This is a genomic window from Corynebacterium tuscaniense DNF00037 (assembly GCF_000759055.1).
In the GTDB taxonomy this organism is placed as follows: Bacteria; Actinomycetota; Actinomycetes; order Mycobacteriales; family Mycobacteriaceae; genus Corynebacterium; species Corynebacterium tuscaniense.
In genome coordinates this window covers 13,536-35,543 of record NZ_JRNG01000034.1, presented here as the reverse complement: position 1 = coordinate 35,543, position 22,008 = coordinate 13,536, and the positions used below count along the sequence as shown (strand labels likewise).

The following is a 22,008-nucleotide window of genomic DNA, read 5'->3' as shown; positions in this document are numbered from 1 at the left end:
CGTAGTGCGTTCAGGCACCCGACGGGTTTTCGGCTCTCAGGGGTGCAAGTTTAGGCAGGCCGGTCTCACGTGCCGGGGAATAGCCGGAACGCGAAAACCCTAGCCCGGATAAGAAATCCAGGCCAGGGCTCGTGGCAAAGGCTCGATTGTTCGCGGCCAGTTAAGCGGCGATCAGGGTCTCGCCGTACTTGGCGGGGTCGAGGGTGCCGTTTGCAATGCCGGCAAGCTCTTCTGCGGCTGCGCGACCAGCGAGAAGCGGAACCCACTGGGTTACCTTCGCGCGCTCTACGTGCTCTGCAAGAACTGCCTCAAGCACAGCGTCGACAACGTGTACGCCCACGACTCCATCAAACCGGGCGTGCAAGTCCTTGGAAATGTTATTGATTGCGATCATGGCATCCTCCTTTCCTTGAACGTGATAGCCATGAAGTTGAATGTGGTCGTTCCGTGGAGGGGAACCTCCTCGGACGAGGCCTACGGGGCGAACTCTTACGTTAGCCCTTTGTTAACCTGTCGTTAACTTTAGCAGATAGTTGGTGGACATCAAGCATTTAATTACCCCATTAAGACCCATGGTCATTCACCTGCATTAATGGCATGAATATAATTCGCTTCAGCTTTGCACCGTACGCAAGTTAATGCGCAGTTCACCTTCAAGTTCATATCCCGTGATGTTTGTTAACCGTTTAGTTAACCTCGGTGGCCCTGGAAGGCTATTTTGTCGTGCTAACCTCCCCGCTGTGCTTATCGACGCCCCACAGTCCCCCACCCCCGCCCGCACCCCGGCGGTATCAGAAGTCTTTCGCGTGGCGGTTCCCCTGCTGTACACGGTGATGGCCTTCATCCTTCTCCGTTCGGCCATAGTGTTCCCCCAGATGAATTCGGGCACGGACTTCATTCCGATCTGGACCGCAGCCAATAACTATGTTTCCGGCGAGCCAGTTTTTAATTCGGATTACACCGTCGATATGCCTCACTACCTGTACACCCCTGCGGGCACTGTGCTGATCGCCCCGGTTGCAGTCTTCGGTTCACAAGAAGTGGCGCGCGCGGTCATGGCTGCTCTTGGCGCACTGTGCATCATCGCTGCCATCGCTGTGGCCGCGCACATGGTTCGCCCACGCTGGTTCCACATTGTCTTCCCGCTCGCGGTGAGCTTCTTCTTCATCACACCGGAACCAGTCCGCACAACGTTGGCACTGACCAATATCAACGGCTTCATGCTGCTGTTGCAGGTCCTATTCATCTGGTTCTCCCTCCGCCTACGGGCGCTAAAGGTCGGCTGGCGCAATCACTTCACACGGCCAGAAGCATGGGTAGCGGGCGCTCTCGCCGGCGTGGCACTGTCCATCAAGCCCCAGTTCGCGGTGCTGTTCATCGTCTCCCTTGCCTATTGGCAGGTGGCCGTGGTGGTTATCGCGGCGCTCGTCGCCGCAGCTCTGTTCGCCTTCGGGTGGTTCACCATCGCGGAACCAGAGCTGTTCTTCACCAACCTGGTCCCTTATCTCAGCGAACCCCGGCCGCGATTCAACGGTTCAGTCAGCGGACTCGGAATCATCCTCGAATGGCCGAATGCAGTAGTTACTGTGCTGACACTTTTCGTCATCGTCGCATCACTCGGTGCGGTCGCCCTGATGTGGCAGTGGAAAGAAACAGACCCAGTTCTGTTCACCTTTGTGGCCACGGGCGTGTGCTTTGCCGGCGGCTTCATGGCCAGCGGACTGCTGCAAAACTACTACTCAATCTGGCTCATCCCTCTCGTGCTCACCATCGCCGGGCGCCAATCCCCGGTGCGCTGGCCGGTCACCACCCTGATCCTGCTTTTCATGTACGCCAACTGGACCTGGCCGGAAACCGACAACGTGACGCTGGGCGTCACGTTGGCCTACATTCCGTCGTTCATGTTCATCGCGCTGCCGGTTGCGGTGGCTGCCTGGGCGCTGGCCAATCGGCCGGCAGAAGAGCAGCAAGTCGAAGCACCAGCATCCCGCACTGTTGCCGGGGACTTTTAGCCACCAGAATCACATGCTCCTACCTGGGCGTTTTGCGCTTTGAAACGGTTTCACTTTGCGTTTTGAAAGGCAACTGCTTGGCGTTTGGGAATCGCGTAAAACCAGCTAACGCCACCGAAGCCAATTCTGTTCACTCGAGTTAGAGAGGCTACATGGCTACGTTTCCTTGGGCGCGCTCTGCTGCGCCCGCGGCGGAAGGCCGGATCCCCAGCATCGGACATGCTGGTGGCCAAGCTCACGGGCTTCGTATGCGACATCAACCGCTACCTGGTGGCAACGTTCGTGCCCGTAAGTGGCTAAAGAGTGCAAGTTGTCCGGGAGTTGTTTCAAACAACTCTGAAACAACTAGGCAAACAACTCCCCGAAAAACACGCTGTAAGAAGCACGTTTACCCAGGCAGACATAGTTGTTTCGAGTTGTTTGGAGTTGTTTGCGAGGGGCGCGGAATCCGAACTAGGAGGACACCCATCGGACGCTTGGGCCGCGCGTTGGACTATCGCCAGCGATCTTCGCTTTGCCTACATCGCGCAGATGACGGAGAAGTCTGCTCACTGCCTCCCGCTCAACGCCCAACTCATCAGCGACCTCGCGTGCATTCAGGGACTTCCCTTCGCGGAGTTGGGCGAGGACCCAATCCTCAGTGGTGACAGAGCTGACCACGGTGGACGTTTCCCCATCAAAGGCTGCCCGTGCACGCGCGGAGAGGATCCACTCCGGCGCATCCCGCAACTGCTCCAGGAAGCCCTGGCTCGAGTACCACGCCAAGGTTTCCTGGGCCTGCGCGTCCGAGACCTGCATCAACCTGGCGGCAGTAGATGTCATGAGGATCTGATTGTTGGCTAAATGCCGTGTGACCAGGAGGCCATTAACGCTGTCAAAAATGGACTCGCCGAATTCAATACGCAGCAGGTACAACGCTCTGATGAAACCTGAATCCACACTTCCCGAAGGCAAAGTGACTTCAACGAACGGCCCGTTGGCATTCAGGCTTGGGGCTTGCCTGCCACTAGAAAGCATGGAAACCCACATGCGGTCAAAACCACGCGAAGATTCTTCCGCAAGCCCCAACTGTCGCAACGCCGCCATGAGGACCGGATTGCGCGGAATGGATTGGGTAGTCAGGATCTTCTCTTCAGCCACACCGACAGGGAAACCACCGGGGGACCACACCGTCAAGCTGGTAGGCGACTGATCAACGACGATCGCGGTCGTCGCTCCCCAATCACGGTGCGCGAAGGCATTGGACACAATCTCATCGACGGCGGTGGCAGGGAATGCTGGAATTGGGAATTCCTGCCCGTTCGGGAGCTGAACACGAGCAATCTCTTGCGTCGTATTGACCTTGATAAGCGCACGTACCTGCTCTGAAGCGGTAATCAACGGTGCGGAAATCTCGGTGACTTTGGGGTCACCACTAGGCACCTCGCGAAGCAAATGGCGCACCACTGTCCGGTTGTGCAACGGCTGCATGAACAATATTTCTGCCGCGAAAGTCACAGCGCCATCGGAAGTGAGCAAGCCTAACTCACTGCAGAGCTCGAGGCCCGTCTGCGGAACAGGCGATGTGTCACCGAGCGCACTTTTCCTGTTAGCAAGCAGAACCTTTGCTCGCTCAATAGCTTGCACGTTGAGGTCTTCGGGCCCACGCCACGACTTTCCGGCGCTGAGATCCGGATTAGAGCGAGACAAGTGGATGCCGCGGCGCTCGTCTTCAGTCAAGGGGACGCAGCTCTTGCCAACACGCTTGCTTGCCTGACCTTTAGGACGCTGATACAAAGCCATCCCGCGAGGAATGCGTAAGACCACTAGGCGGGCATCGCACCGTTGAATCGCAAAGGCCTCAACCTGGATATGCGGTTGAGTGTTGCTGTAGATCTTCTCCACCAACCACTCACAAGGGCGGTCAGTTCCAGTGAATGCAGAAGGTCCCGCCTTCTTATCATTGACGCCAAGGACGATGGAAGCAACGCCACCGTCCGCATTCGAGAAACAGATGACCTCATCAACAAGAAATTCAACCAACCTCGCATCAGGGTTCTTGTTTTTCGGGTGGACAGCAGGATCTTCCTTGAAATCCAGCACTTGGGACTCCCAATTGCCAGCGCTATCGCCAGCCTCAATCGCCGATAGCGCTTCCTCCACAATCTCAAAACCTGCATCCAGCATGCACCTAGTTTAGCAAGAGTTGTTCATGAGTTGTTTAAAACAACTCTGAAACAACTAGGCAAACAACTCTCCGAAAAACACGCTGTAAGAAGCACGTTTACGCAGGCAGACATAGTTGTTTCTAGTTGTTTGGAGTTGTTTATTACTCCCCAATATCCGGCGACTCCTGGGCCCCACGCCACGTGATGATCGCGCCAGCGACCGCGATCATCACGATGCCCGCCACCATGGACCAGGTCAGCTCGTCGCCGGAGAAGGCCCAGCCCAGAATCGCGCCGATCACAGGGTCAAGGGCAAAAAGCGTGCCGACGACCGCCGCCGACACAATCCCCGCCGCGATCGTATCCATGACATAAGGGATGACGGCGCCGATGAAACCGGAGATGATGATGGTGATCCACATAGGCCCGCTAAGAAGCGGAACGGCAGGCACGGAGAACGGCATGAGAATAAGCGCGGCGACGACCACTGACAAGGCGAGATCCGGCATACCACCACCGTCGGTGCTGCCCATGCGCGCGGCGAAGAGTGTGTAGGCACCGAAGAACACGGCGCCGAGTGCGGCAAAGCCGATGCCGACGATGTCCAGGTCATTGGACGGTTGCGCGATGAGGGCAACACCGATGAACGCGACCACGGCCCACAGGCGCGAGCGCCACATGGTCAACCCGAGGAACGAGACGACGCAGGGGCCAAGGAAGTCGATGGTCACGGCAACACCTTGCGGGAGGCGCGCGATGGCGGCGTAGACCATCATGCTCATCATGCCCATGGCCACGCCGTACACCACGATGTTGATAGCGCGGGCCCGTGTCATGCCAGCCAGCTTCGGCCGGAACAGCGCCACCATGATCACCGCGGCAGCCGCCATACGCAGGCCCGACACCCCCGGCGCGCCGACGGTACCGAGCATGTCCGTGACAATCACGGCCGCGGCCTGCGTCCCCAGCGAGCCGATAAGCACCATCAGGACCGGGGCCGCCGGCAAGGCAAGAAAAGCGGTGACACCTTGGCGGGTCAATCGGGTTTGGTTACGTTCGCGTGGCACTCGGGAAAGGGTAGTACATGGGTGCAGAACTTGAGCGTTCGATCACGTCCCCTCGCGCCGAAGTAGTAAAGATAGTAAAAATAGTAAAGATAGTAAGAAATAGTAAGGAGGCGGAATGTCAGCGATCCAGCGGCGCCCCAAGAACCCTTTCACCGCAACGGTTGGAAAGACACCGGTGGTGGTCGCGGGGCGCGATGAGTATCTCCGCGACTTTGACGCCGCCATCCAGGACGGTCCGGGAAGCCACGAACGAATCTCCATCATCACCGGTCCCAGAGGTGTGGGCAAGACTGTTTTGCTGAATGAATTCGAAGCAGTCGCCAAATCTCACTCCTGGCACGTCATCTCCGAGACCACGACTCGCGGTTTCATCGATCGCATCCGCGACCGTGCGTACAAGCTCGTGCAGGAGCTTTCCAGCGAACCCAAGCGCCGCCTCTCCGGAATCAAACTCCCCTACCTTGGCTTTGACACCGAATCTGTTCCCGCATATTCGCCGACCCCGACGTTGCGGTCGGTGCTCGATGAACTGTTTGACTGCCAAGCAGAAATTGATGCCCGCCTTGGCCAGGAACCGGTCGGGCTGTTGATTACCTTGGATGAGCTGCACTACGCGCACATGGACGAGATCGTCGAATTCGGCACAACAATCCAACATCTTGTCCGGGAAGATCGTGAAATTGCGGTTGCAATGGCCGGCATCCCCGGCGCTGTGAAACCCCTTCTCGCTGCTGATGAAGGCCGCAACCCCGTGACCTTCTTACGGCGCGCAAACAGGATTGAAACCGGAATGGTCCCAATCGAAGAGGTACGCATGGCATTGGAGGAGACCGCCGCTCAAGTTGGGGTGTCATGGACCCCGGAGGCCCTTGACGCCGCATCCAATGCGACTGGCGGATACCCATTCATGATCCAGCTCGTTGGGCAACACGCTTTCCGCAATCTCACTGACAACGAGATCGATGAAGAAGCGGTTTCACATGGCATCGGAGCTGCCCGCAGGAAGCTCGGACAACTCGTTCACGAACCATCGCTTGCTGATCTATCGGAGGTCGATCGCACCTTCCTCACCGCAATGTCCACCGATGATGGCCCATCACGCATGTTGGACATCGCGGCGCGCCTGGGCGTCGATTCGCAATACGCGGGCACCTATCGCAAGAGGCTTATCGACGCGGAGATGATCCGCCCAACATCCCATGGCTACGTCGACTACGAACTGCCGTACATGCGCGAGTACCTACGCTCTCACCATGCGTCAGACGCAATGGAGCAGTTCTCCATCTGGCCGGAGTGAGAGCGCGCTACACCACCGCGTAGACCGCCCAGGTGAGCAGGAAGCCGATGACACCGAAGATGGTGGACACGGTTGTCCAGTAGCGGAGGCCTTGTTTGACGTTGAGTCCGAGGTACTTGGTCACGATCCAGAAGCCGGAGTCGTTGATGTGGCTGAGTCCCAGGCCACCGAAGCCGATGGCCACCATGACGAGTGCGGCTTGGACGCTGCTCAGGCCAGCATCCGCGATGGGTTGTGCGATGAGTCCGGCGGTGGTGAGAAGTGCCACCGTTGCGGAACCCTGCGCGGCGCGGAGAGCGGCGGTGAGCAGGAACGCGGTGAGAATAAGCGGCAGGCCGGTGCCGGCGAGAAGGTCGGAAAGAACCTGGCCGATGCCGGATTCAACGAGCACGTTGGCAAAGGCACCGCCAGCGCCGGTGACGAAGATGATCACGGCGACGGCCGGCAGGGCGGAGTCGAGGACATCCGAGGATTCCTGGCGGTTCCAGCCGCGCTGGCTGCCCAGGACGAACCAGGCCACGAGCACAGCGATGAGAAGGGCAACCGGGGACGCACCGATGAAGGAGGCGACATCGCGGGCGAAGGAGTCTTCTTCCAGGACCATGGCGCTGGTCGTGCCCACCATGATGAGGACAATCGGCAGCAAGATGAGGCCGATGATGGTCCACGGTGACGGTGGGTTTTCCACCTCGTTCACACCGGCGTCCTCAACCGGGGATGCGGCGCGCTCAATGCCGCTGACATCAATGCGGCGGGTAATCAGGTAACCCAAGGCCACGGTCACGGCAGCGATGGGTAGGCCGATGGTGAGGAGGAGCCCGGCGTCGCCGTCGAGAAGCTCTGCTACTGCAACCGGACCTGGGTGCGGTGGCAGAACAACGTGAACGGTGAGAAGTGCTGCGGCGACGGGAAGACCGATCTTGATTGGGTTGATGTTGGCCACGGCGGCGAAGCCGAAGATGATCGGCGCGAGGATGATGAAGCCAACGTCGAAGAAGACTGGAATGCCTAGGATGAATGCGGCGATGACCACTGCGGCGACGATGCGTTTGCGGCCGAGTTTGCCGGTGAAGTATTGGGCAAGGGCGGTGGCGCCGCCGGATTCCTCGATGATCTTACCCAGCATGGCGCCGAGGCCCACCACCACGGCGACGGAGCCAAGTGTCTTGCCCACACCACCGGTGACTACGCCGACGGATTCAGCCAGCGGGATGCCGGAGAGCACTGCCGTGGCCAGGGAGACCAGCAGCAGGGCGACGAAGGCGGGCATGCGCACCCAAATCACCAGGGCGAGCAGGACGGCAACGGCCGCGAGGCCGAGCCAAATCAAACCGGTACCGGTAATCATGCGTTATCACCCTTCGGGCCGGTCGGGGAAGAAATAGTGATGATGGAGGAATCATCCTTCGCAGCCATCCCGCGGGCGAAGGCCTGGAGGTACTGCTGCTCAGCAGCAGCGGCGACAGGCACGGCGATACCGGCGTTTTTCGCGGCGGCGGTGACAATGCCCATGTCCTTGACAAAGATGTCAATGCGGCTCTTCACTTCCGCGCCTCCCTCGGTGTATGCATCCAGCATGCGCTCACCGCGATCACCCAGCATGAAGGATGCGGCAGCACCGCTCATAAGGGCATCCAGCGTGGCCTTCTGGTCCAGACCTAGCTCACCCGCCAGGGCGAGGGCCTCACCAGCAGCGGCAATGTGCACGCCACACAGCAACTGGTTCACGGTCTTCAGGGCCTGGCCTTTGCCCGGCTTGTCACCGACGATCACCAGGTTGCCGGCCATTGCCTCAAGCACATCGCGGTAACGGTCAACCACCGCAGGTTCAGCACCGACGGTGACCAAGAGGTCGCCTTCGCCGGCGCGGACGGGACCGCCGGACACGGGGGCGTCGATAAGCGAGATGCCCATGTCACCGAGCATGGCTGCGGTCTGTTCCACGGCAGCAACGCCCACGGTGGAAATGAGCAAGATTGCGGCGCCGTCCTTCATGCGTTCGGCGATGCCGCCTTCACCAAAGAGAACATCAGTGAGCTGCGCGTGGTTGCGCACGGCGAGTAGGACAACGTCGGCGCCTTCAACGGCTTCGAGCGCGGTGTTGAAAACATCCAGGCCAGCCTCGCGGCCGAGTGCCAGGCGCCCCTCGGCGATGTCCACGCCACGGACGGCGAAGTCATGGTTGCGCAGGTTCGTGGCAATGGGCAGGCCCATGGCGCCAAGGCCAATGACGGTGATGGTGTGCTGTGACATGTTGGTACTCCTTAGGTGAGTTTTAGTTGTGATCAGTGGACAATGCGGCGACGACCTCGGCGAGCGAGTCATCGGTGCCCACGTTTCCAGCGAAGACGATGTACGGGACGCCAGCGGCAGGGCCGTCAAGCAGCTGCCACATGGAGATGATTCCGGGTTGCATCGGGCCAATGACCATCGCGCGGGTCATCTCCAGGCCCTTCGATGCAACATCGGAGGACGTAATGCCGCCCTTGGCAATAACGAAGGCAGGCGTAATGCGGTTGACCACACGGTTAACCACGGTGACGAGAGAATCAGAGACCTTGCGGGCAATCGCGAGCGACTCATCCGGGGTTGCCCCGCGCACGAGTTCACGGGAGGTATGGAAGATGACGTTGCCACGGGTGAGCAACTGTTCAATCTCGCCGGCAAGTTCCGCGATGTAGTCTTCGCGGTCCTCCCCGATCACGCGCGCCACATCCATCTCCACGACGGGCGCGCCATTGGTCTCCTTCAGCCGCGCGAGCTGACGCGTCGTGGTGGGCACGTGCGAACCAATCACGATGAGACCGCCGGCCACGTTGCCCGTGTTCTGCCGAAGTTCCGCCACGCGCTCCGGGCGCACCGGCTCCGGCACATCCTGTCCAATCCGCGCGCGCACAAACGGCGGGCCAACGCGGTAAATGAAGTTTTTACCAGCACGTTCAGCCGCGATCAGGCCGAGCGACAGCAAACGCAGATCATCTTCCGCGACAATGTCCACGGCGATCGGGGTGCGGTCGCGCGCTTGAAGCAACTGCTTTTCGACGCCCCCTTGCTCCCCCCTCACCACATCCAGCGGGATCTCAATCACGTCGGCGGCTTTCACCGCGCCGCCAGTCTTCTCTTCCACCCAGTCAGCAATGCGGGAGTGCTTGTAACCAAAGGTGGCGTCCTGGGCGAACTCGGTGTCTTCCACCTTCTGGTAGCCATCAGTGTCATTGCCCGCATAGTGCACGCCGCCGACGGTGATGCGGCCGGCATCGCCGAAAGCCGGGACAATGACATAGCCGTCGATGGTCTGGCCGTTCGCCTCTGCGACCCCCGCGAGCGTGTCCGGCTCAAGCGGGTAATGCCCACGCAGCGTGGAGTCAGAGCGGGAAACGAAGGCAACCTTCTTGTCCAGCTTCTTCGCTGCTGCAATAGCCGCGCGAGCCACGTCGAGGTTGATCGCGCGTGCATCTGCCGGGCCCAACGAACGGGAGTTAGTCATGACATAGATCGCGGGGACGTCCTGCTGGAGTGCCCAGGCCATGTCATCTTCTTCCCAACGGGTCAGTACCGGAAGGTTAGCTACGGACTGGGTGCCCGTCGGGTCATCATCCAGCACCACAAGCGTGGTGTCGGTGGTGGGGATGGCCGATGCGGGGACGCGGACGGGTTCGGGGTAGCCCTCAAGCAGGGTTTGCAGGGAAACCATTGTGACTCGCTTTCTTCTCGCCAAATCCTCAGACCTCTGAGGAGTCACTTGAAAGGTTAGTACCTGCAACGCATTTAACCTTGTTATGTGAGTTGCATCACAGAGAAACTACCCCCGATTGTTGCCCCTATCGGACGTTCGTAGGTCCGACCATGTTTGATCCATGTGGGCACGCATGGCATTTTTTGCCCCCTCCGCATCCCCCGCCTTAATGGCTTCCAGGATCTTCTTGTGGTGCCGGTCAGCGCGGACGCGCACCGCCGAATCCGCGGTGGTGGCCCGGCGCGAATCCGCCAACGCACCCTCCAGCGGACGCATGACAGCCATGAGGAATGGGTTGCCCGTCGCACGTAGGATCTGGTTGTGAAAATCCACGTCTGCCCTGTTCACACCCTCAAGGTCACCGCTGTCAGCGGCCTTAGCGAAGCGCGCAAGACAGGCCTCAAGCTCCTCAATATCCTCCGCCGTGCGGTTGTTAGCGGCATGCCCGCAGGAGCCAACCTCGATCATCCGGCGCACTTCAGTGAGGCGCTGATTGACCTCAGCTTGCGGCAAGACCTGACGCCACACCTCAACCAGGGTTTCCATATCGCGCCACTGACTACGGGGCAGCACGAAGGTGCCCCGCCCGTGTACGACTTCGAGCACGCCCCGATCAGCGAGTGCGCGAACAACCTCACGCATGGTCGGGCGTGAAACCTCAAGAAAATCAGCGAGCGCCTGCTCACCGGGCAAGGCTTCACCTTCGGGGAAGTGGCCGCTCGCAATGGAGTTGACCATTTTCTCAATCCCCTCGGTGACCAAGTCCCTCCGCACGCTAGCCCCTAGTGCCCGCGCGGCTGGTCGATGGGTTTGCCGTCGACGAAGTAGGTGCGCACGTGGTTGTCAAAGACGGAGAGTGCTGCGCCGATGGCCATGTGCATGTCCAGGTACTGGTAGGTGCCCAGGCGGCCACCGAAGAGGACCTTGTTCTCGCGGGACTCGGCGGCGGCGAGCTCGCGGTAGCGCTTGAGCATCTCACGGTCTTCGGGGGTGTTGATGGGGTAATACACCTCATCATCGTCCTCCGCGAAGCGGGAGTATTCCTTCACAATGACGGTCTTATCGTCGGGGTACTCAGTGCGCTCCGGGTGGAAGTGGCGGAACTCGTGGATGCGGGTGTACGGGACATCCGCATCGTTGTAGTTCATCACCGGGGTGCCCTGGAAGTCCCCGGTGTCTAGGACTTCCTGCTCGAAGTCGAGGGTGCGCCAGCCAAGGCGACCTTCAGCGTAGTCGAAGTAGCGGTCCAGCGGGCCGGTGTACACCACCGGGGCATCGGGGGATTCACCACGGACGGTGTCGCGGACGTCGAACCAGTCGGTGTTCAAGCGGACATCGATAAGCTCATGCGATGCCATCTTCTCCAACCAGGCGGCGTAACCGTCGACGGGGAGGCCTTCGTACTTGTCGTTGAAGTAGCGGTTGTTGAAGGTGTAGCGCACTGGTAGGCGGGAAATGATTTCCGGCGGCAGGTCTGTCGGGTCGGTCTGCCACTGTTTGGCGGTGTAGTGCTTCACAAATGCGTCGTAAAGCGGCTTGCCGATGAGCGCGATGCCACGCTCCTCCAGGTTCGTTGCTGCGGCCGGGTCGAGACCCTCGCGCTGCTCCTCGATGAGCGCTTTCGCCTCGTCCGGGCCGTAGTACTTGCCAAAAAACTGGTTGATCAGGCCCAGCCCCATGGGGAACTGGTACGCCGTGCCATCGTGCATGGCGAACACGCGGTGCTGGTAATCAGTGAACTCAGCGAAGCGGTTGACGTACCCCCACACACGGTCATTGGAGGTGTGGAACAGGTGCGCCCCGTATTTATGCACCTCAATGCCCGTATCGGGTTCCTTTTCGGAGTACGCGTTGCCGCCGATATGCTCGCGCTTTTCGACGACGAGTACCCGCTTACCCAGCTCCGACGCTGCCTGCTCCGCAATGGTGAGGCCGAAGAAGCCGGAGCCGACAACGATGAGGTCATACGTATTGGTGTCACCTGAAGTCATGGGCCCAAGGCTACTGGGAAATGGGGTGGAAGCGCTAGATAGGCGCGACACACTCGCGACACACCAGCAAGTCACACTATTCACAAAAGCCCCACAAGTGATCTATAGTTGCTATTCGTCTAGATTAGTCACAGCTGTAACTATTAACTCAGGAGCGTAGAACGTGAAACAACGACGCCACCTCAACCCTTCCACCAGGAAGAAGACCCCGGTCATCGCTGTTGCCAGCACCCTCGCCGTCATCGCGGCGAGCGTCTTCGGCGGCAACGAGATCCTCAAGACCCAGGACGTCGGCTCCGCCAACATTCAGGTTTCCTCTTCCACAGCATCCCTGGCTGACGCGAAATCCATCATCGTTGATGATCCAGCCGTGGCCACCCAAGGCGAAGGCGATGAAGCCCGCACGGTGAAAGAGTTCGTCCGCGATGAGGAATTCTCCGTTTTCGGCCTGACCTGGGAAGGCGACCGTGACATTGCCGCTTTCGTCCGCGCCGAGCGCCCAGACGGCACCTGGTCCGAGTGGTACGAGATGGACGCCGAAGTCGGCCCTGACGGCGTTGCCAACGGCACCGAGCCGATCTACGTGGAGAAGACCAAGAGGGTTCAGGTCTCCACAGCAAACGTTGACCTCGTCGCACACGATGCTCCAGCAGAGGATGCACCGGCTGATACGCCGTCTGAATCGCCGGTGGGCACTGCGGACAGCGACCTGCCTGACTCCTCCCCTGTTGACCTGTCTGGATTCCCCTCCGGCACAGGTCCGTCCGTGCTGGGAGACCGCGCACTGCCTACCGACTATGGCGAGATCGCCCCGGTTGCAGACGTTGAAGAGCTGGCAGATGAACCGGCCGAAGGCAACGCCGACAACGCCCCAGTGACCACCGCTGCTGACCTTGACGCTGTGTTCATTGAAGGTGGTGAAGGCACAGCCGATGGCGCAATCGCCCCGGCGCAGTACAACACCAACGGCATGCCGCGCGTAGTGTCCCGCTCCTCCTGGGGCGCAGGCAAGAGCCGTACCCCGTACTACTCGGAGCCGACCAAGGCGATCACTATTCACCACACCGCCGGTTCCAATAACTACACCGCTGCGCAGGCACCGGGCATCGTCCGCGGAATTTGGGCTTACCACGCCAACAACCTCGGGTGGGGTGATATTGGGTACAACGCCCTCGTAGATAAGTACGGCAACATCTACGAAGGCCGCGCTGGCGGGCTGGACCGCAACCCGCAGGGCGCACACGTTGGTGGCTTCAACGCCCACACCTGGGGCATTTCGATGCTGGGTAACTACATGAGCGCGCAGCCCACCCAAGAGTCCCTGAACGCGATGGGTGAAATGATCGGTTGGAAGGCTGGCACCGCAGGCCTTGATCCGACCGGCAAGGTCTGGCTGACCTCCGACGCAAACTTCCGTGGCACCAGGTACAACCGGGGCCAGGGCGCGAACTTCAATGTTGTGAATGCTCACCGCGACTTCCACTACAACAGCTGCCCGGGCGATAACTTGTACGGCCAGATGGGGTACATCCGTAATGTGGCCAAGAACAAGGCCAACGCGGTGCGCTCCAACCAGGCTTACACTCCGCCAACGTCAAACCCACAGCAAACTGCGCCCACTCCATCGCAGCAAACACCACCAAAGACCGGTACTGTTCCGAATAATAATGGCACAACCACGACCATCAACAACCTGGCCAACACCTCTAGCAACGTCTCCTTTGAGGGCATTCTGAATGGTGACCCGGCTGCTATTGCCACCGCGGCAGGCACCGTTGGTGGCGCGCTCCTGCTTTTTGCTGCCGGCAACGACATGCTGCCTAAGCAGGTGAGCAATGTGGCAAACCTGGAAATTATCCCGGGCATGACGCTGGCCAGCATCCGCCCGTACGTCGGCCAGTTCATTAACGCCGTGGGCAGCCCGGAGGCGAAGCAGAAGTGGAGTCAGTTTGAGCCGATGCTCGGCAAGCTCGACGGTGTGCTTCAAGGTGTCGGTGGCGACGAGTACGGCATCTTCGAAAAGGGAATTGCCCTGCTCAGCGCCGATGGCAACCAGGTGATCTTGCCTGAGCAGATCGCCGATGCGTGGATCAAGCAGGGCCTGGACCTGGGTCCGCTGGGTAAGCCGGTGAAGTCTGACACCGCCGCCAACAACGGCGATATCCGCGTTGACTTCGCTCGCGGTTCCATCACCTACCGAGTGACCACGGGCAACCTGGATATCGACGTTAAATAGATCAAGCTACATCAAGCCAGATCAAGGGAGCGAGCCACGGCTTCCTCCCACCGTGCAATGAGCCGGTCCCGGTCGGGGCCGGCCATTGTGTTTTCCCAGGTCTTTTCCTGCCCAAGGCTCAGCGGCTCATCCACAAGCCCTGCCCCGATCCCGGCGGCACTCGCCGCACCCATCACGGTAGTTTCCATGTTGTCAGGCCTTACGACGGTGGATTCCAACACATCGGCCTGCATTTGCATGAGTAGGCTGTTCGCGGTCATGCCGCCGTCCACACGCAAAGCATCAATGCTTATCTGCGCATCCGCTTCCATTGCCCGCACCACCTCCAACGTCTGCAGGCAGGTGGCATCTAAGGCAGCCCGCACGATGTGGCGCCGGTCGGTGTAGCGCGTGATGCCTGTGATCACACCACGGGCATCCGGCCGCCAGCGTGGCGCGAACAGTCCGGAGAAGGCCGGCACGATAACTACGCCAGCGGAATCCTCCACCTGACTGGCCACCTTCTCTGATTCAGCCGCGTTGCTGATGATGCCCAGTTGATCCCGCAGCCACTGGATGAGCGAACCACCCACAGCCACGGAGCCCTCTAGCGCATATACCGGTGGTTTACCCGCCTTCTGGTATGCAACAGTGGTGAGCAAACCGTGTTCGGAGAAATGCGGCTTGTCGCCGGTATTGAGAAGCATGAACAAGCCCGTGCCATAGGTCATCTTCGCCGTGCCTTTATCCAAACAGCCCTGCCCGAACAGTGCCGCCTGCTGGTCGCCGAGCACACCTGTGATGGGCACATCGCGTGAGCTCTTCTGCCGGCGAATCGACCCAAAGTTGCCAAAGCTGGGTTTGATCTCCGGCAAGATCTGCCGCGGCACCCCGATTTCCGCGCAAAGTTCCTCGTCCCACTTCAGCGTCTCCAAATCCATGAGCAGCGTGCGCGATGCGTTGGTCACATCCGTGACATGCTGTGCGTGACCCTTGGCAAACCCGAACATGCCTGCGAACACGGACCTGCGAGATTCCCGCGCCCCACCCGTGAGGTTCCAGATCAGCCACGTATCAATCGTGCCGGCCAACAGCTCGCCCTTTTCCGCGCGTTCGCGCGCGCCCTCCACGTTGTCCAGGATCCACGCCCACTTCGGGCCCGCCGGATAAGAATTAGCCAACAACCCTGTCTTTTTCAGATACCGCGTCTTATCCCCGTCCGGGGCCACGTCTTCCGTGCGGGTGTCCTGCCACACAATGGCGTTATAGATCGGCTTTCCGGTCTCCTTATCCCAGATCACCGCTGTTTCACGCTGGTTGGTCAGCCCAACAGCAGCCAGGTCCTCCACATCGAGATCCGCGGCAACCAAGGCCTCCGAGAGTGCCCGGCGCGTGTTGCGCCAGATCTCACGGGGATTGTGTTCCACCCATCCTTCGCGCGGCATGATTTGTTTGTGCTCAAACTGGGCGGTGCCCACCACCTCGCCGTCGGGAGTGGTGATGTAGCACCGGGTGGACGTTGTTCCCTGGTCAATCGCGGCGATGTATGGCATGGGGGTTATTTAACCCTAGAACCAACTCTCAAGGACACGCGCTACACCAAAATCATCATTCGACGTGGTCACCACATCAGCCGCATCCTGCACGAGTGGCTCCGCATTCGCCATGGCCACACCCATGCCAGCCCACGCCAACATCTCCATGTCATTCGGCATATCACCAAAAGCGAGGACCCGTTCACGCTCAATGCCATGTTGCGTAGCGACGATCGACACACCCGTCGCCTTATTCACCCCCGGTGCACTGAACTCCAGCAGCCCCTCGTTCATGGAGTAGGTCACGTGAGCATCTTCGGGGTCGATGAGCGGCGCCAATACGTCGAAAAGCTCCTGCGAACTCATCTCCGGGTGGCGCACGAGAATCTTCGCGGCGGGCACCGATGTCAGCTCCGCAACGTCCACCACCCCATAGCCGATATCCCACAAATCAGGGCTGTAACCAGGGGTAATGAGGAAGCATTCTTCCTCCGGGTCAAAGGCGGAACTGCCCACGCGCTCCACGCCGAAACCGTAGGTGCCATAGCCTGCCAAAGCCTCACGCGCGATCTCCGCGATGCGCCCCAACGCCTCCGTGTCCAACTCATGGCGCACCAGCACCTCATCCCGTGACGGGTCATACACCACCGCGCCGTTAGCGCAGATGCAGTCCGGGGTAAACGGCAACTGATCCAGCACCGGCGTCAACCACCGGTGTGGCCGCCCCGTGGCCAGCGCGATCTTCGTACCCATGCGCGCCGCCCGCGTAATCGTGTCGCGCAGACGCGAACTCACGCGTCCATTGCTATCCAGCAACGTGCCATCAATATCGCTCACAATCAGCTTCGGCGGCTGAGGGGTTGACACGGGGAATCGACCTACCCTTTCTTCTGCTTCTTCCGGCTCTTCCGCTTGGCCTTGGCTCGCTGGTCAAGCACTTTTGCCTCCTCTACCGTGGGCGCCGATCCCCCCATCGACGCTGCCATCCAGTCTAAGCCCTTCGGGAAGGGGCCGAAGCGGTCGTTGTATTCTTCCCGGGCGCCTTCGAGAAGCACCTGCATCGCTTCTTTCAGCCGGACCGTAATTTCTTCGTGCGACCCCTCCGTGGACACCGCGGGCCCGATATTCGTGATGATCGGATACTTTGTCCGACCCATCTCAATTTTCCCGCGTTTCGCCCAAATCCGCTGCGTGCCCCACGAAACAGATGGGATTAACGTGGCACCCGAGGCCTTCGCAATACGCGCCGCACCCGTTTTGAACTCCTCCAGCTCAAAGGAACGCGCCAGGGTGCCTTCCGGGAAAATTCCCACAACCTGATCGCTGTCAGTCAGCCGCTCAATAGCCTTATCGACGCTACCCGCACCCATCGACCGGTCCACCTCAATCTGCCCCGTACCCCGCGCAGCTGGCCCCACCAGCCAATGATCAAACAGCTCTTTCTTGGCCATATAGCGCGTCGGCCGGCGCCCACGCAGCAAACCCGGCAACGCACCGGTGACAAAGTCGTAGTACCCAATGTGGTTCCCAGCAACCAGAACTGGCCCCTCCGCAGGCATGTTCTCCAGGCCGTTGACGTAAAACTTCAGACCCTGAAGCCGCAGGATAGGCACCACCGTGTTGAGCACCGCCCGGTACCAGCGTTCATTTTTCCAGCCTGGCTGCTCCGGCAGTGCAGGGACATCTTCAGGGATGTAGAAAACGCCCTTTTCAACGCGGTAACTCGTCATGTTTTACCCCTGCTTCTTCGCCTGCTTCTTGGCGAGTTTCGCTGCGCGTTCCTTCTCCTGGATCACCGTGGCTTCCTCCAGAGTTGGAGCGCCACCGCCGAGTGATGCGGGCATCCACTTCTGGCCAGGCTCAAAGGGCCCGAACCGGCGGGCATACTCTTCGCGGTTGAATTCCAGCAGCTCCTGCATCGCTGCCTTCACCCGGCGCGTGTCCTCCTCCGCATCACCGGTGGTGTACACAGGCTCCCCATAGCTGAGCACAATCGGGATGTGGGAACGGCCCAGGTTTTTAGGGATCCCCTTGGTCCAAATGCGTTGCGAACCCCAAATCACCGTGGGGATCATGGGCACACCAGCCTCATCCGCAATGCGGGCCGCACCCGTTTTGAACTCTGCCAATTCGAAAGAACGCGAGATCGTGGACTCCGGGAAGATCCCCACCAGGCCACCACTGCTGAGCCACTTCGCTGCCTCAACGATCGAGTCCGCTCCCGCCGCCCGATCCACCGGCACATGCTTCATCCCCCGCATGAGCGAGCCCACCACCTTGGTGTCAAAGACCTCTTTCTTCGCCATAAACCGCACCAGGCGCTTGCCCCGCAGATGCGCCCCAATTCCGGCAATAATGAAGTCGTAGTAGCCCGTGTGATTGATCACCAACAGCGCGCCGTCCCGCACCGGGAGATTCTCCGCACCGTGGACATAAAACCGCAGACCCTGGGCCTGCATGATGCGCTTAAAACCACCAATGATGGCCTGGTAGAAACGCTCCTTCGACTCCACCGGGTGCGGTGCCGGCTCCACAAAATCTGCCGGCACCTCAAACAGTGGGCCAATCCACCGCTTCGGCTCCTTGTCCCCAGTCATGTTGGGACCCCTTTCACAGACAGTTAGTTCTTGGAAAGGATATCTTTTCCAACCCACGGGCGCAGTGCCTCAGGCACCACCACCGAGCCATCAGCCCGCTGGTTATTCTCCAAAATGGCCACCAGCCAACGTGTTGTTGCCAGAGTGCCGTTGAGGGTGGCAGCGGTCTGCGTCTTGCCCTCCTCATCACGGTAACGAGTAGCTAGGCGGCGACCCTGGAACGTCGTGCAATTCGACGTCGACGTCAGCTCACGGTACGTGCCCTGCGAGGGCACCCACGCCTCCGTATCAAACTTGCGGGCAGCTGATGACCCGAGATCTCCCGCCGCGACATCAATAATGCGGTACGGAACCTCCACCGCGGCAAGCATCTCACGCTCAAGCCCCAGCAGTTTCTGGTGCATCTCCTCTGCATCTTCAGGCTTGCAGTAAACAAACATCTCCAGTTTGTCGAACTGGTGGACACGCAAAATACCCTTCGTGTCCTTGCCGTACGAGCCCGCTTCTCTACGGAAGCAGCTCGACCACCCCGCATACAACAACGGCCCCTCGCTTAAATCAATGATCTCGTCCTTGTGGTAACCCGCCAACGCCACTTCCGACGTACCCACCAGGTACAGCTCATCGCGCTCGAGATAATAAATCTCCTCATCATGCGCATCCAGAAAGCCTGTGCCCTGCATAATCTCCGGACGCACAAGCACCGGCGGGACCATCACCTTAAAACCAGCCTCACGCGCCTTCTGTGCCGCCAGCATCAACATGCCCAGCTGCAGCCACGCACCGTCACCCACCAAGTAGTAGAAGCGGGCGCCACCGACTTTGGTGCCCCGTTTGACGTCGATAAGCCCCAGCTCTTCACCCAGATCCAAGTGATCCTTAACCTCGAAATCAAACTCTGGCACCTCCCCCACGTGCTCAAGAACAACGAAGTCCTCCTCACCCCCCGCGGGCGCTCCCGCGATGACATTGGAGATCGAATACTGCAACTGCGTCACACGTTCCTCCGCCCCCGACTGCGCAGCCTCCGCCTCCTTCACCTTCGCCTTCAACTCATTCGAACCCTCCAGCAACGCCGGACGATCCTCCGGAGCAGCCTGACCAATCCTCTTGCCAAACGCCTTCTGCTCCCCCCGCAACTCATCCGCCTTAGCGATGGCCGCGCGCCGCTCCTCATCAGCCTTCAACAGCGCATCCACCAACGCCGGATCCTCACCACGAGCCAGCTGAGAGGCACGAACAACATCCGGATTTTCACGCAGAAACTTCAGATCAATCACAAGCCCCAACCCTACCCGTTGGACTGGGCCCACGAGCTGCAGGCATGATGGTGTATATGAATAACGGCACTTCGCTTTCCCGCACAGGACTGCGCACCCTGCTCATCGCCGGACTCGCCGGCGCACTGTGCATGGGCACATACGCCGGAACAACCGGACTAACCCTGGCTTCCGACAAACAATCAGGCGCCAGCACCGGCGGCACCCCGGAACCCGATGCCAACGGCGTCATCCCCTTCACCGCCGCCAAAGAAGGCACCTGCCTGACCTGGGACATGGACGACAAAGGCACCATCAGCGACTTCGAAGAAACCGACTGCAACAAAGAACACCGCTTCGAAGTCTCCTCCCGCGAAGACCTCAACACCTACCCCACCGCCGAATTCGGCCCCGGCGCCCCACCACCAAACCAAACCCGTCAGGCCCAGCTCCGCGAAGAGCTCTGCCAAACCGCATCCATCCGCTACCTCGGCGGACGCTACGACCCCTCCGGCCGCTACTCCATCGCCCCCATCCTGCCGCCCACCGACGCATGGGAAGACGGTGACCGCACCATGCTGTGTGGCCTCCAAGAAACCGACACCGAGGGCGTACCTATCCTTACCACCGGCAAAGCTGCCGAACGCGACCAAGCCCGCGTCGCCGAAACCGGAACCTGCCTGATCACGGACCAGGCCAACAACCTCAACGTCGTCAAATGCTCCGACCGACACCACATCGAAATCACCGGCAAAGTCGACCTCGCCCCCGTCTTCGCCGACCACACCCCCTCTGTCGACGAACAAAATAAGTACCTCGGCGACGTTTGCGCCAAAACTGCCGAAGAATACGTCGGCGGCGAAGAAAACCTCTACCAAACCACCCTGCAGATCTACTGGGGCACCTCCACCACCCGAGCTTGGGATGGTGGCAGCCGAACCGTCAACTGCGGCCTCATGTTTGCTAAAGACGATCGCTTCGCCTCCCTCACCGGCTCCGCCAAGGACGGCCGTGAGGCGCTCACCGTCGATGGCTCCGTTCCTGCCCCGCCGCCAGAGCGTCGACCGCTGCGCTCTGAGCAGGGTAGAGCTGCTGGCCCCGCCCCCGTTGCACCCCAGCCTTACAATGCGCCTTAAACCATGGACCCCATCAGCGACGAAGAGTTCGAGTCCCTCATCAACGATGCCCTCGACCTCATTCCTGAATCCTTCGCCCGTTCCATGACCAACATGGTCATCCTGGCCCGGCCCTACAACGAGGACAACCCCACCCTGCTCGGGCTTTTCCAGGGAGTCCCCCTCACCGAACAACATGCCAACCACACCGGCTACCTGCCGGATGCCGTGTTCATTTACAAAGACGCGCTCGAAGCCATCTGCTCAGATATTGAGGAACTCCGCCACGAGGTCAAAGTCACCGTCTTCCACGAAGTTGGGCACTACTTCGGGCTAGAGGAAAATGAGTTGCATGAGTTGGGGTGGGGTTAGCCGCGCAACCCGGCGAGGTCATACTTGCCCCAGCGCACGACCTGCCAATCCCCAAAAGTGCCGGCGGGGTCCTCACCTGGGTCTAGGACGACGTATTCGCAGTTGGGGAGGTAGGACTGTTCGGCAAACTGGGGGTCAACCTGGCAGGCATTGGCAGTAAACGCCCTGATGGCGCCGCCGTGCGAAACGATCACGGTGCTACCGCGGCTAGAACCCGATGCACCCGCAGAACCGGCAGAATACAAGGCAGGGTCAAGCGCGGCCAGCACCCCAGCGCGGTAACGGGTGAGGAAGGTCTCCAGGGAGTCGCCGTCTTCGACGGTGGCGGCGAGGTCCCGGCGGTAGAAGCCGCGGAAGGCGGTGAGGTAGGCCTCGTGGGCTGCGGACGAGTTGTGCATTTCCCACCGTCCAGCCTGGATTTCGTGGAGGCCGGGCAGGGCAGGGATGTCGCCGACCAGGGAAGAAAAGGCGATAGCGGCGGTTTGCCGGGCGCGTAACGCTTCGGAGGAAAAGACCCTCCCTACCTGGTAGTCAGCTGAAATCGCTCGGCCCGCAGCCAAAGCCTGCTCCTCGCCGAGGGGAGTCAGGGGTGCACCGGGGAGAAGAGTATCCAGTTTGCGGTCGACGTTGGAGGTGGTTTGGCCGTGGCGTAAAAGAATCAGCAT

At 60.2% G+C, this 22,008-nt stretch carries 19 protein-coding genes; 5 read left to right on the top strand and 14 right to left on the bottom strand.

From position 1 onward, the window contains the following. Window positions 1-160: 160 nt before the first annotated feature. Window positions 161-394 (bottom strand): three-helix bundle dimerization domain-containing protein, encoded by a 234-nt coding sequence (locus HMPREF2129_RS07880; RefSeq protein ID WP_034665135.1) that lies wholly within the window; start codon window positions 392-394, stop codon window positions 161-163. Between the two features lie 346 nt (window positions 395-740). Here HMPREF2129_RS07880 and HMPREF2129_RS07875 point away from each other — a divergent pair, with 346 nt between their 5' ends. Then, the gene (locus HMPREF2129_RS07875; RefSeq protein ID WP_034665133.1) at window positions 741-2,012 is read left to right on the top strand and encodes a glycosyltransferase family 87 protein; all 1,272 of its coding nucleotides are present in this window, start codon (window positions 741-743) and stop codon (window positions 2,010-2,012) included. Between the two features lie 453 nt (window positions 2,013-2,465). Here HMPREF2129_RS07875 and HMPREF2129_RS07870 read toward each other — a convergent pair whose 3' ends face one another. After that, window positions 2,466-4,178, bottom strand: coding sequence for an RNA-binding domain-containing protein (locus HMPREF2129_RS07870; RefSeq protein ID WP_034665130.1), 1,713 nt, complete (start codon window positions 4,176-4,178; stop codon window positions 2,466-2,468). 142 nt (window positions 4,179-4,320) lie between these two features. Further along, window positions 4,321-5,226 carry an EamA family transporter gene (locus tag HMPREF2129_RS07865; protein WP_232218126.1) on the bottom strand — a complete coding sequence of 302 codons (906 nt, stop codon included), beginning with the start codon at window positions 5,224-5,226 and terminating at the stop codon, window positions 4,321-4,323. 115 nt (window positions 5,227-5,341) lie between these two features. Here HMPREF2129_RS07865 and HMPREF2129_RS07860 point away from each other — a divergent pair, with 115 nt between their 5' ends. Then, a complete protein-coding gene (locus HMPREF2129_RS07860; protein WP_198021540.1) occupies window positions 5,342-6,523 on the top strand; it encodes an ATP-binding protein in 1,182 nt (393 codons plus the stop codon). A gap of 7 nt (window positions 6,524-6,530) precedes the next feature. Here the strand turns inward: HMPREF2129_RS07860 and HMPREF2129_RS07855 are convergent, their stop codons facing one another. The 5 genes from HMPREF2129_RS07855 to glf form a co-directional block, all read right to left on the bottom strand. Continuing rightward, complete coding sequence (locus HMPREF2129_RS07855) at window positions 6,531-7,868, bottom strand: GntP family transporter (protein WP_034665175.1); 1,338 nt, start codon at window positions 7,866-7,868, stop codon at window positions 6,531-6,533. Further along, window positions 7,868-8,776 carry an NAD(P)-dependent oxidoreductase gene (locus tag HMPREF2129_RS07850; protein ID WP_034665128.1) on the bottom strand — a complete coding sequence of 303 codons (909 nt, stop codon included), beginning with the start codon at window positions 8,774-8,776 and terminating at the stop codon, window positions 7,868-7,870. Before HMPREF2129_RS07850 ends, HMPREF2129_RS07855 begins: the two co-directional genes overlap by 1 nt. Before the next feature lie 22 nt (window positions 8,777-8,798). Beyond that, complete coding sequence (locus tag HMPREF2129_RS07845) at window positions 8,799-10,217, bottom strand: four-carbon acid sugar kinase family protein (protein WP_052093015.1); 1,419 nt, start codon at window positions 10,215-10,217, stop codon at window positions 8,799-8,801. A 108-nt stretch (window positions 10,218-10,325) separates the two neighbouring features. After that, window positions 10,326-11,033 (bottom strand): FadR/GntR family transcriptional regulator, encoded by a 708-nt coding sequence (locus HMPREF2129_RS07840; RefSeq protein WP_034665126.1) that lies wholly within the window; start codon window positions 11,031-11,033, stop codon window positions 10,326-10,328. An 8-nt stretch (window positions 11,034-11,041) separates the two neighbouring features. Then, a complete protein-coding gene (glf, locus tag HMPREF2129_RS07835; RefSeq protein ID WP_034665123.1) occupies window positions 11,042-12,250 on the bottom strand; it encodes a UDP-galactopyranose mutase in 1,209 nt (402 codons plus the stop codon). A gap of 163 nt (window positions 12,251-12,413) precedes the next feature. Between glf and HMPREF2129_RS07830 the strand changes: the two genes are divergently transcribed. Continuing rightward, on the top strand, window positions 12,414-14,486 hold the full coding sequence (locus tag HMPREF2129_RS07830) for an N-acetylmuramoyl-L-alanine amidase (protein WP_034665121.1): 2,073 nt from the start codon (window positions 12,414-12,416) through the stop codon (window positions 14,484-14,486). 11 nt (window positions 14,487-14,497) lie between these two features. Here the strand turns inward: HMPREF2129_RS07830 and glpK are convergent, their stop codons facing one another. Genes glpK through serS form a run of 5 tightly spaced genes read right to left on the bottom strand, consistent with a single transcriptional unit; the run spans window position 14,498 to window position 19,877 of the window. Beyond that, window positions 14,498-16,018 carry a glycerol kinase GlpK gene (gene glpK / locus HMPREF2129_RS07825; RefSeq protein ID WP_034665118.1) on the bottom strand — a complete coding sequence of 507 codons (1,521 nt, stop codon included), beginning with the start codon at window positions 16,016-16,018 and terminating at the stop codon, window positions 14,498-14,500. Window positions 16,019-16,033: 15 nt separating this feature from the next. Further along, window positions 16,034-16,867, bottom strand: a complete 834-nt coding sequence (locus HMPREF2129_RS07820) for an HAD family hydrolase (protein ID WP_034665115.1) — start codon at window positions 16,865-16,867, stop codon at window positions 16,034-16,036. An 11-nt stretch (window positions 16,868-16,878) separates the two neighbouring features. Next, window positions 16,879-17,730 carry a lysophospholipid acyltransferase family protein gene (locus HMPREF2129_RS07815; RefSeq protein WP_034665112.1) on the bottom strand — a complete coding sequence of 284 codons (852 nt, stop codon included), beginning with the start codon at window positions 17,728-17,730 and terminating at the stop codon, window positions 16,879-16,881. 3 nt (window positions 17,731-17,733) lie between these two features. After that, complete coding sequence (locus HMPREF2129_RS07810; protein ID WP_052093012.1) at window positions 17,734-18,597, bottom strand: lysophospholipid acyltransferase family protein; 864 nt, start codon at window positions 18,595-18,597, stop codon at window positions 17,734-17,736. A gap of 23 nt (window positions 18,598-18,620) precedes the next feature. Beyond that, window positions 18,621-19,877: a serine--tRNA ligase gene (gene serS, locus HMPREF2129_RS07805; protein WP_034665109.1), complete on the bottom strand. Its 1,257-nt coding sequence runs from the start codon at window positions 19,875-19,877 to the stop codon at window positions 18,621-18,623. A 56-nt stretch (window positions 19,878-19,933) separates the two neighbouring features. On the opposite strand from serS, the gene HMPREF2129_RS07800 reads away from it, so the two are divergent. Both HMPREF2129_RS07800 and HMPREF2129_RS07795 read left to right on the top strand, forming a co-directional pair. Next, window positions 19,934-20,992, top strand: a complete 1,059-nt coding sequence (locus tag HMPREF2129_RS07800; RefSeq protein WP_232218125.1) for a septum formation family protein — start codon at window positions 19,934-19,936, stop codon at window positions 20,990-20,992. A gap of 3 nt (window positions 20,993-20,995) precedes the next feature. Then, window positions 20,996-21,343: a metallopeptidase family protein gene (locus HMPREF2129_RS07795; protein ID WP_034665107.1), complete on the top strand. Its 348-nt coding sequence runs from the start codon at window positions 20,996-20,998 to the stop codon at window positions 21,341-21,343. On the opposite strand, the gene HMPREF2129_RS07790 is transcribed toward HMPREF2129_RS07795, so the two are convergent. Then, window positions 21,340-22,008: a histidine phosphatase family protein gene (locus tag HMPREF2129_RS07790; protein ID WP_034665105.1), complete on the bottom strand. Its 669-nt coding sequence runs from the start codon at window positions 22,006-22,008 to the stop codon at window positions 21,340-21,342. The genes HMPREF2129_RS07795 and HMPREF2129_RS07790 overlap by 4 nt on opposite strands.